At 69.9% G+C, this 11888-nt stretch carries 9 protein-coding genes; all 9 read right to left on the bottom strand.

The annotated features are described in order from the left end of the window. Positions 1 to 209: 209 nt before the first annotated feature. Positions 210 to 1013 (bottom strand): TIGR03936 family radical SAM-associated protein, encoded by an 804-nt coding sequence (locus AB0E78_RS04785; RefSeq protein ID WP_361828241.1) that lies wholly within the window; start codon positions 1011 to 1013, stop codon positions 210 to 212. Between the two features lie 46 nt (positions 1014 to 1059). After that, positions 1060 to 2403: a hypothetical protein gene (locus AB0E78_RS04790; RefSeq protein WP_361828243.1), complete on the bottom strand. Its 1344-nt coding sequence runs from the start codon at positions 2401 to 2403 to the stop codon at positions 1060 to 1062. A 36-nt stretch (positions 2404 to 2439) separates the two neighbouring features. Continuing rightward, positions 2440 to 2922, bottom strand: a complete 483-nt coding sequence (locus tag AB0E78_RS04795; RefSeq protein WP_361828566.1) for a GNAT family N-acetyltransferase — start codon at positions 2920 to 2922, stop codon at positions 2440 to 2442. Between the two features lie 87 nt (positions 2923 to 3009). Further along, positions 3010 to 4932, bottom strand: a complete 1923-nt coding sequence (locus AB0E78_RS04800; RefSeq protein WP_361828246.1) for a TIGR03960 family B12-binding radical SAM protein — start codon at positions 4930 to 4932, stop codon at positions 3010 to 3012. 64 nt (positions 4933 to 4996) lie between these two features. Beyond that, complete coding sequence (locus tag AB0E78_RS04805) at positions 4997 to 6607, bottom strand: CYTH and CHAD domain-containing protein (protein ID WP_361828249.1); 1611 nt, start codon at positions 6605 to 6607, stop codon at positions 4997 to 4999. Between the two features lie 49 nt (positions 6608 to 6656). Then, positions 6657 to 7859, bottom strand: a complete 1203-nt coding sequence (rodA, locus tag AB0E78_RS04810) for a rod shape-determining protein RodA (protein ID WP_361828252.1) — start codon at positions 7857 to 7859, stop codon at positions 6657 to 6659. Next, on the bottom strand, positions 7859 to 10033 hold the full coding sequence (gene mrdA / locus AB0E78_RS04815; RefSeq protein WP_361828254.1) for a penicillin-binding protein 2: 2175 nt from the start codon (positions 10031 to 10033) through the stop codon (positions 7859 to 7861). Before mrdA ends, rodA begins: the two co-directional genes overlap by 1 nt. A 97-nt stretch (positions 10034 to 10130) precedes the next feature. After that, positions 10131 to 10802: a rod shape-determining protein MreD gene (gene mreD / locus AB0E78_RS04820; protein WP_361828257.1), complete on the bottom strand. Its 672-nt coding sequence runs from the start codon at positions 10800 to 10802 to the stop codon at positions 10131 to 10133. Between the two features lie 14 nt (positions 10803 to 10816). Continuing rightward, positions 10817 to 11770 carry a rod shape-determining protein MreC gene (gene mreC / locus AB0E78_RS04825; RefSeq protein ID WP_361828260.1) on the bottom strand — a complete coding sequence of 318 codons (954 nt, stop codon included), beginning with the start codon at positions 11768 to 11770 and terminating at the stop codon, positions 10817 to 10819. Positions 11771 to 11888 lie beyond the last annotated feature (118 nt).

Here is an 11888-nt window from a genome sequence, read left to right on the forward strand (position 1 = left end):
GGCGCCGCGCCTGGTCCGGTGATGTCCGCGGCCCTCGCTCAGCTACGCGGGGCCGCCATCCGGGGGCGTGGGCGCCGCACGGGAGCTCTATGTGTCTGTCTCGCCGGTTCCGTACGCCCAAATGCGGACGGCCTGGCGAAAGTCTCGGTCAGTGCGCTGCCCGACCCAGGTGGCTCCCGAGTACCAGGGCGGCGCTACGACATCAGTCCCTACGCGGGACCTTCCTGCGCCGGCGTCTTCGCGGCGGCTGCGGCGGCCCCGTCATTCTCAGACGGGGGCGTGGCTGCCTCGCGGTCGGGCGCGAGCGGGTCGGTCACCGTGCCGGTCTCGTCGTCAAGAAGCCCCTGCGCCAGCCTGGTCACCGCTGCGGGGACCGGCGGCGCCAGGTCGGCCACAACTCGGAGACCGGACAGGACGTCGTCGGGTCGCACGGCAGGTGTCAAGTGCCGAACAACCAGCCGCAGTATCGCACAGGGCTGGTCGGTCGGCCTATCAGCGTCGTGGCTGAGCGCCTCGCCGGGAGCGAGCGTCTCAAGACTCACGACGGCCGCGCGGGCGTCGAAGGTCCGCATGCCGTTCTTCGCGCGGCGCTGGACCTCGACCACCTCCGCGGCCCGGAAGGCCTCGGCGGCGCGCTCCGCGTCCGCAGGCTCCACGCCGTTCAGGCGCAGCTCCCAGATGGACGCGGTGAGCCGGTCGGCGAGCCCTGACGTACGGGCCTCGACGGCGTCCACGATGTCGAGGCCGGTGGGCATCGACTCGTTAAGCAGCTCGCGCAGTTTGTCGGGGTCACGCGCCTCGGTGAGCGCGATCTCCAGGTACTCGGCCTCGCTGCCCGTGCCGGTGGGTGCGGCATTGGCGTACGACACCTTCGGGTGCGGCGTGAAGCCCGCCGAGTACGCCATGGGTACCTCGGCGCGGCGCAGCGCCCGCTCGAAGGCGCGCTGGAAGTCACGGTGGCTGGTGAACCGGAGGCGGCCGCGCTTGGTGTAGCGCAGTCGGATGCGCTGCACCGCGGGAGCGGGCGGCGGGCCTTCGGGCTGTCGCTTGCCCAGTGTTCTAGTCCTTCGTGAGTGCGGTCGTACTGCTACCTAGAGTACGTGTCCCCGCCGTGTCAGGTTCCCGCCGGGCCACCGGCACCGGCGCGGGCTCCCTCGGGGCCGCCGCCACGGGGACCCGCTCCTTCGGCGCGCCGAACAGCATGCGCCGTACGTCGGCACGGGCGTCCCGCACGCTCTGGCGGGCGGCGGCCAGGGCCTGCCGGGTGGCGCGCCCCGCCTCCTTGACCGCCCGGGCCGCCGGGCGCCAGATCCCGTCACGTACCGCGTGCCCCACAGGAGTGAGGACCGCGCGGTACACCCAGCGCACCGGGTCGACGAAGAGCCACCGCAGGAGCCTGCCCAGGAAGCGGCCCACGGCGAGCGAGACGTACCCGGCGATGCGCCAGGCGTGTCCGAGCGCGGCACCGATCTCGTGCGCGACGACCGCGATGGCCCGCCCGACGGGAGCGAGGACCCAGCGCCACAGGGCGACGGCGGGCACGACGAAGATCCAGCGCCCCAGGGTGGCGAGCACCGTCCCGATCCCCCGCAGCAGCCACATGGCCCCGGAGCCGATCCCCCGCGCCGTCCAGGAGATGCCCGCGCCGATTCCCCTGGCCAGCCAGGCGATCGCGTGCCCGACCGGCGTCAGGACGGACGCGTACAGCCATACGGCGGGGATCACGACGAGCGTCCGTCCCAGCCAGACCGTGCCGTGCCCGATGGCCCTGCACATCCAGGCGATGCCGTGGCCGAGCGGCGTGAGCGCGGACGCGTACAGCCAGCCGGCGGGGATCACGATCAGCATGCGACCGAGCCATGCGAGGCCCTTGCCGGCGGGGACGGCCACATAACGCCACAGCCCCACCCACGGCCATACGAACACCGCCTTGAGCAGCCACATCGCGGCGAAGGTGGTGCCCTGCGCCAGCCAGGCGATGCCGTGGCCGAGCGGCGTGAGGACGGATGCGTACAGCCAGGTGGCGGGGATCACGATCAGCACGCGCCCCAGCCACGCCAGTCCCTTGCCGACCGGCACGGCCACATAACGCCACAGCGCCACCCATGGCCACACGAACACCGCCTTGAGCAGCCACATCAGCGGCGTCATGATCAGCGTCCGCCCCACCCAGGCGAACGCGCGCCCCACGGGCCGCAGGGCCCTGAAGTACAGAAAGCGGCCGCACACGGCGAGGGCGTCCCACACCAGGCGCACCGGGACGACGAGCACGAGCACCACGATCCGCACCGGAATGCGGATCGCCACGGCGAGACAGCCGTCGGCCTGCGGTTGAGGTGCGGTGAGCCGCTGCTCGGGCTCGGGCGCGCGCTCGTCGAGCGGGGGCCGCTTTTCCAGGTCCATGCCGTCCTAGACGCGTCAGTGGCGGGTGCTGGTTCGTCAGGCGGCGGTCGGGATCCAGTAACGCAGCTTTCCGCCGCGTTCGTCCTCGAAGACGCCGCCCGCGCCCTCGATCACCTTGCGCGAACCGGTGTTGTCGGTATCGCAGGTGACCAGGACCGATTCCAGGCCCAGTTCGCGGGCGTGGGGCAGGGAACCGATCAGCATCGCCGTGGCGTGGCCGCGTCGGCGGGCGGTGGGCCGTACGTCGTAGCCGATGTGGCCGCCGTACTCGCGCAGGAAGCGCGTGTTGACGTTGTGCCGGATGGCGAGACGGCCGAAGTAGTCGGCTCCGTCCACGTACCAGAGGGTCGTCACCGGCACGGAGAGCGGCTCGGCCGGGTGGGTGGCGGTGACGACCTCGGTCACGTACCGCTCGAAGACCACCGGGTCGTGCCACTTCTCGCCGTAGTCCCGCAGGGTGCGGCCGAGCGTCGTGTCGTCGTCACGGCCGCCGCGGCCCTCGGCGCGGAACTCCTCCATCGCGGCGATGAAGGAGAGATGCACGAGGCCGGAAGGCGGGGCAAGGCGGGGAACACCCGCCCCGTCCACCGGCGCTCGCCGCGTCACTTACTTCACTACCGACAGCGGGAGGAGCTTCTTGCCGGTCGGGCCGATCTGGATCTCGGTCTGCATCTGCGGGCAGACGCCGCAGTCGAAGCACGGGGTCCAGCGGCAGTCCTCGACCTCGGTCTCGTCGAGCGAGTCCTGCCAGTCGTCCCAGAGCCAGTCCTTGTCGAGACCGGAGTCCAGGTGGTCCCAGGGCAGGACCTCCTCGTACGTGCGCTCACGCGTCGTGTACCAGTCGACGTCCACGCCGAAGGCGGGCAGCGTCTTCTCGGCGCAGGCCATCCAGCGGTCGTAGCTGAAGTGCTCGCGCCAGCCGTCGAAGCGGCCGCCGTCCTCGTAGACGGCGCGGATGACGGAGCCGATGCGGCGGTCACCGCGCGAGAGCAGGCCCTCGACGATGCCGGGCTTGCCGTCGTGGTAGCGGAAGCCGATCGAGCGGCCGTACTTCTTGTCGCCGCGGATCTTGTCGCGCAGCTTCGTGAGGCGGGCGTCCGTCTCCTCGGCCGACAGCTGCGGGGCCCACTGGAAGGGCGTGTGCGGCTTGGGCACGAAGCCGCCGATGGAGACCGTGCAGCGGATGTCGTTGCCCGCGACCTCGCGGCCCTTGGCGATGACGTTCGCCGCCATGTCCGCGATCTGCAGGACGTCCTCGTCGGTCTCGGTGGGCAGGCCGAGCATGAAGTAGAGCTTCACCTGGCGCCAGCCGTTGCCGTACGCGGTCGCGACGGTGCGGATCAGGTCCTCTTCGGAGACCATCTTGTTGATGACCTTGCGCATCCGCTCGCTGCCGCCCTCGGGGGCGAAGGTGAGGCCCGAACGGCGGCCGTTCCTCGTCAGCTCGTTCGCGAGGTCGATGTTGAAGGCGTCGACGCGGGTCGACGGCAGGGAGAGGCCGATCTTGTCTTCCTCGTACCGGTCCGCGAGGCCCTTGGCGACGTCCGCGATCTCGGTGTGGTCCGCGGAGGACAGCGAGAGCAGGCCGACCTCCTCGAAGCCGGTCGCCTTGAGGCCCTTCTCGACCATGTCGCCGATGCCGGTGATGCTTCGCTCCCGCACGGGGCGCGTGATCATGCCGGCCTGGCAGAAGCGGCAGCCTCGGGTGCAGCCGCGGAAGATCTCCACGGACATGCGCTCGTGGACGGTCTCCGCGAGCGGCACGAGGGGCTGCTTGGGGTAGGGCCACTCGTCCAGGTCCATGACGGTGTGCTTGGACACGCGCCACGGGACACCGGACTTGTTCGGTACGACGCGGCCGATCCGGCCGTCCGGGAGGTACTCGACGTCGTAGAACCCGGGGACGTAGACCGAGCCGGTCCGCGCGAGCCGGAAGAGGACTTCCTCGCGGCCGCCGGGGCGGCCCTCGGCCTTCCACTCGCGGATGATCGCGGTCATGTCGAGCACGGCCTGCTCGCCGTCGCCGATGACCGCGCAGTCGATGAACTCCGCGATCGGCTCGGGGTTGAAGGCCGCGTGGCCTCCGGCGAGGACGATCGGGTGGTCGACCGTGCGGTCCTTGGACTCCAGCGGGATGCCCGCGAGGTCCAGGGCCGTGAGCATGTTCGTGTACCCGAGCTCCGTGGAGAAGCTGAGGCCGAACACGTCGAAGGCGCTGACGGGGCGGTGGCTGTCCACGGTGAACTGCGGGACCTCGTGCTCCCGCATCAGCTCTTCGAGGTCGGGCCAGACGCTGTACGTGCGCTCGGCGAGGACGCCCTCACGCTCGTTCAGTACCTCGTAGAGGATCATGACGCCCTGGTTGGGCAGCCCGACCTCGTACGCGTCGGGGTACATGAGCGCCCAGCGGACGTCACACGCGTCCCAGTCCTTGACGGTGGAGTTGAGCTCTCCGCCGACGTACTGGATGGGCTTCTGGACGTGCGGGAGAAGCGCTTCCAGGCGTGGGAAGACGGACTCGACAGGCATCACAGCGTCTTTCGGCAGGGTTCTCATGATCTGGCAGGGGTGACCATCAAGCGTACCCCGCCGCTCAGCTGCCCAGCGCCGACCGCAGTTTCGCCTTGGATGCCTTCGCCCACACCTCCGGCAGCTCCCGTTCCCGGTCCGCCGCTGCCGCCTCCTCCCGGCCGTACAGAAGTCCCCAGGTGAAGGCGGTCTCGCCCGCCGCTTGGGCCTGTATGGCCAGGTTCCGCAACGCCTCGCGCGCGACGACGCTGTCCTGGTGGTCGCCGAGTACCTTCTGGACGGCCTTCACCCGTTTCGCGAACCGCTTGGCGGGCTTGCCGAGCGCGGGCTTGGCAGCCTCGCCCGCGTACCGGGCACGCTTCGCGGCCTTGCGCGCGTTGTGCATCGCCACGTCCCGCTCCTCCCCCGGCTCCAGTGCGAGGGCGTGCTCGATGCGGGCCTCCAGGCGGGCGTAGTCCTTCCGTACGGCCTTGGGGAGGGCCTTGTCCGGGGACGCGGTGGCGGCCTTGCGCAGCGGGGGGTCGGCGAGCAGTGCGTCGACGGAGTTCAGGAGCTGCACATAGCGCTTTCCTTCGAGCGCGGCGACGGTCCGGCTCCGGGCGTCACCGGCGCGGGCGACACCCCAGATCTGCAGGCGGGCCCGTACCGGACCCAGGAGCAGGGTCCCCGGCACGGCGTCCACGCGGTGCGTGAGCCGCTCGGCGAGGACCTCCTGGTCGCGGTCGACCCCGAGCTCGCCCGCGAGCCACTTCAGCTCGTCCCCGATCGGGTCGGTGACGGCACGGTCGAGGAGTTTCCGGTACGAGCGGAACGCGCTGCGCATCCGGCGCGTGGCGACCCGCATCTGATGCACGGAGTCCGGCAGGTCGCGGCGGACGTCGGGGTCGAGGGCGACGAGGGCGTCGCGCTGGGTGCGGACGTAGGCGAGGACGTGGTCGGCAGCGGTGACGGGGTCAGGTCGCACAGCGGAGTCCTTCGGCTGGATGACGATGTACTGCTCATCCGCCTTCCCCTTCTTGGCCTTGGCAGGCTTCAACGTGCCCTCCGCGAGCCGCTCCCGGGTCTCGCTCAGCGCCGTGTCCGCCTGCGCCCTGGCCAGTTTCGAGGCGGAGGACGACCGCTGGACGCCCAGCTTCTTCAGCTTCTTCTCGACCCGGTCGAGCAGCGCGGGGTCCGCGCCGTCCGCCAGCTCCACCTCGATCTCGGCCCACTCGGCGGTGCCGCCGCCCTCCGTGAGCCGCTCGGCCCTGACCCGGTCGATGCTCAGCTCGGCGAGGAGCGCGCCCTTGCCGTCGAGGAGGTGGCGCAGGTCCCGCGCGGTCAACAGGCGCATGACGGGCACGAGTCCGGCATCGCGCACCCGGGACCGCACGAGCCCGGACAGCTCGGGCGGCACCGTGTCCGAGAGCGGGGCCCGGATCTCGTCCCGCACGCCCTGCGCGAGGGACACCGGCAGCTTCAGGTGCCAGCCCTCGTCCGCGCCGCCCGTGCGGCGGCGCAGCGTGATCGAGTCGGAGAGCAGGAGTTGGTCGGTCGTGTCGTGATAGACGGCGTCCAGTTCGACGACGCCCTTGTCGACGACGTCGGCCACCCCGGCGACCCCGGTCAGGTCAGGCAGCGCCGCGTCCGCCTCGACGTCGTACTTACGCTCGATCTCGCGCTGTGTCTCCGCCATGACCCGAATCTAGACGCGATCCCAGGCCAAGGGCAGACCCGCAACCGGCCTACGCCGACATCGGTCGCTGCACCTTGATCGACTGCAGCAGGCCGACAGCGACCCAGACGGCGAACATCGATGAACCTCCGTACGAGACGAAGGGCAGTGGCAGACCGGCCACCGGCATGATGCCGAGCGTCATGCCGATGTTCTCGAAGGCCTGGAAGGCGAACCAGGCGATGATCCCGGCGGCGACGATCGTGCCGTACAGCTCGGTCGTCTCGCGGGCGATGCGGCAGGCGCGCCAGAGCAGGACGCCGAGCAGGACGAGGATGAGGCCCGCGCCCGCGAAGCCGAGCTCCTCGCCCGCGACGGTGAACACGAAGTCCGTCTGCTGCTCGGGCACGAACTGGCCCGTGGTCTGCGACCCCTTGAAGAGGCCGGTGCCCGAGAGCCCGCCGGAGCCGATCGCGATGCGTGCCTGGTTGGTGTTGTAGCCGACGCCCGCCGGGTCGAGGGCGGGGTTGGCGAAGGCCGCGAAACGGGCGATCTGGTAGTCGTCCAGGATGCCGAGCTGCCAGACGGCGACCGCGCCGGCCGCGCCCGTGCCGAGGAGTCCGAAGACCCAGCGGTTGGAGGCGCCCGAGGCGAGCAGCACGCCGAGCACGATCATCGCCATCACCATGACCGACCCGAGGTCGGGCATGAGGAGCACGATCATTATCGGTACGGCGGCCAGGCCGAGGGCCTGCAGGACCGTGCGGTGGTCGGGGTGGTCGCGGTCGCCCGCGTCCACCCGTGCCGCGAGCAGCATCGCCATGCCCAGGATGATCGTGATCTTCACGAACTCGGAGGGCTGCAGCGAGAAGCCGCCGCCGACCACGATCCAGGCGTGCGCGCCGTTGATCGTCGCGCCGAGCGGAGTGAGGACGAGCAGGACGAGGAAGACGGAGATGCCGTAGAGGATCGGCACGGCCGTGCGCAGCGTCCGGTGGCCGAGCCACACCGTGCCCGCCATCAGCGCGATGCCGATACCGGTGTTCAGGACGTGCTTGAACAGGAAGGAGTAAGGGTCGTCGCCGACGAGCTCGGTGCGGTTGCGGGTCGCCGAGTAGACGAGCGCGGAGCCGATCGCGGAGAGCGCGAGCGCACAGAGCAGTATCGGCCAGTCCATCCGGCGCACCAGCGAGTCGCGGGCGAACAGCCGGGCCGACATGGACGAGCGCTCGGGCCCGTAGCCGGAGACGGAGAAGCCATGGTTGCCGGCCACTAGTCGCGCCTCCCGTTCGCGGGCGCGCCCGCCAGTTCCTGTTGTTCCTGCGGCGGCTTGGGGGCCTCCGGCTTGTACGGCTTGATCTTGGGCGAGTCGATCGAACCGTCGGTCTCGATCTTCGGCAGGTTCTTCTGCGGCTGGGGCAGCAGGGCCTTCTTCAGGTTCTGCTTGCCGCTGTCGTCCAGGCCGTAGATGCCGTCGTAGATCTTGCGGACGGCGGGGCCCGACGCTCCGGAACCCGTACCACCCTGGGAGATCGTCATCACGATCGAGTAGTCCTTGGTGTACGTCGCGAACCACGAGGTGGTCTGCTTGCCGTAGACCTCGGCCGTACCCGTCTTGGCGTGCATCGGGATCTTGTCCTGCGGCCAGCCACCGAACCGCCAGGCGGCCGTTCCCTTGGTGGCGACGTCGGCGAGGGCACCGTCTATGTCGTCGCGCGTCTTCTGGGTCATGGGCAGCTTGCCGTGCGACTTCGGCTTGATCTCCTGGACCTGCTTGCCGTCGGCGCTGACGATCGCCTTGCCGACGGTGGGGTCGTGCAGGGTGCCGCCGTTGGCGATGGCGGAGTAGATCGTGGCCATCTGTATCGGGGTGACGAGGGTGTCGCCCTGTCCGATGGAGTAGTTGACGGAGTCACCGGCGCGCATCTTCATGCCTTCGAGGCAGTTCTCGTACGCGATCTGCTCCGCGTAGTCGCCGCCCTTCTTGCCCTGCTTGCACCAGCCGTCCTTGTTGGACTTCCAGTAGTCCTTCTTCCACTGGCGGTCCGGGACGCGGCCCGTGACCTCGTTCGGCAGGTCGATGCCGGTCTCCTTGCCGAGGCCGAACTGGTGGGCCGTCTTGTAGAACCAGTCCTTGGCGTCCTTCTTCGGCTTGTTGCCGCCGTCCTTGGCCCACTGGTCGTGCGAGAGCTTGTAGAAGACGGTGTCGCAGGAGACCTCCAGGGCCTGGCCCAGCGTGATGCTGCCGTGGCCCTTGGACTCGAAGTTCTTGAAGGTCTGGCCGCCGATGGAGTACGAGCTGGGGCAGGGGTAGCGCCCGTTGAAGTCGTAGCCCGCGTTGACCGCCGCCGCCGTCGGGATGACCTTGAAGATCGATCCTGGGGCCGCCTGGCCCTGGATGGCACGGTTCAGGAGCGGGTAGTTGGACTTCTTGCCGGTGAGCTGCGCGTAGTCCTTGCCGGAGATGCCGCCGACCCAGGCGTTCGGGTCGTAGGTCGGGTTGGACGCCATGGAGACGATGCGTCCGGTCTTGTTCTCCATGACGACGACGGCGCCCGCGTCGGCCTTGTAGTTCTCGCCGGTGTTCTTGTCGAACTCCGTGCGGGCCTTCTTCATCGCGTCGTTCAGCCAGTACTCGGACAGGGCCTGCACGCGCGCGTCGATGCTGGTGACGACGTTCGCGCCGGGCTGGGCCGGGTCGTCCTTGGCCTTGCCGATGACCCGGCCGAGGTTGTCGACCTCGTAGCGGGTGACGCCGGCCTTGCCGCGCAGTTGCGCGTCGTAGGTCCGCTCAAGGCCGGAGCGGCCGACCTGGTCGGAGCGCAGGAACGGCGAGTCGGTGTGCTCCGCCTTGGTGATCTCTTCGTCGGTGACGGGCGAGAGGTAGCCGAGCACCTGGGCGGTGTTGGACTTGCCGGGTGCGGCGTAGCGGCGGACGGCGGTCGGCTCGGCGGTGATGCCGGGGAAGTCCTCGGCGCGCTCGCGGATCTGGAGGGCCTGCTTGGGCGAGGCCTCGTCCGTGATCGGGATCGGCTGGTAGGGCGAGCCGTTCCAGCAGGGCTGCGGGGTCTTGGAGTCGCAGAGCCTGACCTTGTCGGAGACGTCCTTGGCGCTCATGCCGAGGACGTCGGCGAGCTTGGCGAGGGCCGCCTTGCCGTCGTCCTTCATCTTCATCAGGTCCGTGCGGGACGCGGAGACGACCAGACGGGTCTCGTTGTCGGCGATCGGCACGCCGCGCGCGTCCAGGATCGAGCCGCGTACGGCGGGCTGGACGACCTGCTGGACGTGGTTGCCCGAGGCTTCCTCGGCGTACTCCTCACCGTTGCGGATCTGGAGGTACCAGAGGCGGCCGCCGAGGGTGAGGAGGAGGGAGAGCACGAGGATCTGGATGACGATGAGACGGATCTGGACTCTTGGGGTCCGCCCGGTCTCGGGGATGTTGGTCACTGCTGTTCCTCCCCCTCTCAGTGTGTGTACGAGTGGTACGTGTACACGACCGGCCTGTGTGTGCCGCCGGTCGTGTACGGAGTCAGCCGCGCTGCGGTCACAGGCGCTTGACCCCCTTGATGCGTCCGGCGCGCGCGACACGGGCCTTGGCCGCCTTCATCCGCATGCCGCCGCGCTGGTTGCCGATGCGCAGGCCGGTGCCGGAGGAGAGCCAGCCGGACGCGACGTCCGTGGCCTTGTTGGCCGGTGAGGTCTCCCCCAGCGGGTCGTTCTCGGCTCTGCGGGCCAGCGCGATGATCAGCGGCACCGTGAACGGCGCGAGCAGCAGGTCGTACAGGGCGGCCGTGAAGAGGAGCCCGCCCAGGCCCACGTGGCGGGCGGCGGTGTCCCCGACGAGGGCGCCCACGCCCGCGTACAGCAGGGTCGAACCGATGGCGGCGCCGACGACCACGACGAGCGGCCCGGTGGCCGACCTGAGCCGCCCGGTCTCCGGCTTGGCCAGGCCCGCGAGGTAGCCGACGACGCACAGGACCAGGGCGTACCGCCCGGCCGCGTGGTCGGCCGGCGGGGCCAGGTCGGCGAGGAGTCCGGCGCCGAAGCCGACGAGGGCGCCGCCCACGTGGCCGTAGACCAGGGCGAGGCCGAGCACCGTGAGGAGCACCAGGTCCGGGACCGCGCCCGGCAGTTGCAGCCGGGCCAGGACGCTGACCTGGATGACCAGGGCGACGACGACCAGGGTGGTGGAGAGCAGGATTCGGTTGAAGCGCATAAGTCCGGGGGCTCCTACTGCTCGTTGCCGTTGTCGGCGCCGTCGGCCGGGGCCTGTCCTGACGGGGTGGCCGTCACGGTCACCGTCGGGGTCGGCTTCGGCTTGGCGGGCTTCTTCGGCAGGACCGTGTCGCGCGGGTCCTCGCGGGGCGCTTCGACGACGACTCCGACGATGTCCAGCTTGGTGAAGCCGACGTACGGCTTGATGTAGATGTTGCGCGTCAGGTCACCGCCCGACGGGTCGACGCGGACGACCTCGCCGACCGGCACACCCGGCACGAACGGCTTGTCGGCCTGCGAGCCGAAGGTGACCAGGCGGTCGCCCTTCTTGACCTTGGCCTTGCCGTTGAGCATCTGCACCGAGAGCGGGCGGTCGCCCTGTCCGGTGGCGAAGCCGAGCTCGTCGGTCTTCTCCATGCGGGTGCCGACGGTGAAGTCGGGGTCGTTGGCGAGCAGGACGGTCGCGGTGCTCGGACCGACCGTGGTGACGCGGCCGACCAGGCCGTCGCCGTTCAGGACGGTCATGTCGCGCTTGAGTCCGTCGTTGGCGCCCGCGTCGATGGTGACGGTCCAGGAGAAGCCCTGGGCCGCTCCTATGCCGATGACTTCGGCGCCCTTGATGCCGTACTGACCGGCGCCGGCCTTCTTGAGCATGCTGTCCAGCTGTCTGACCTGACTGCGGTTGCGGTCGTCGCTGCCGAGCTTCGCCTTCAACGTCGCGTTCTGACGCTCGAGTTCGGCGATCCGGTCATGCCGGTCGCCCGAGTCCCGGACCGCGCCGATGGCGTTGCCGATCGGGTCGACGGCGGACGACACGCCGTCCTCGACCGGGCCGAAGACCGTGGCGGCGGCCTGGCGGGCACCGTCGACCGGCGAGTCCTCGCCACCACGGATGTCCACCGTGATCAAAGCGAACGCGATGGCGATCAGCAGCACCAGGAGCAGCCGGCTCTCTCGTGTGTCCCTCACGTGCGGCGGCCGTGCCTTCCTCAGTTGGAAATCTTTGGAATTCTGAGCATTCACTTATGTCCGGGCAACTGCGCGTGCCCTTCAAAGCCCTCTATATCAACGATCCGCCGCACGAGGT

Origin of the sequence: Streptomyces sp. NPDC032198 (genome assembly GCF_040636975.1) — a bacterium.
In the GTDB taxonomy this organism is placed as follows: Bacteria; Actinomycetota; Actinomycetes; order Streptomycetales; family Streptomycetaceae; genus Streptomyces.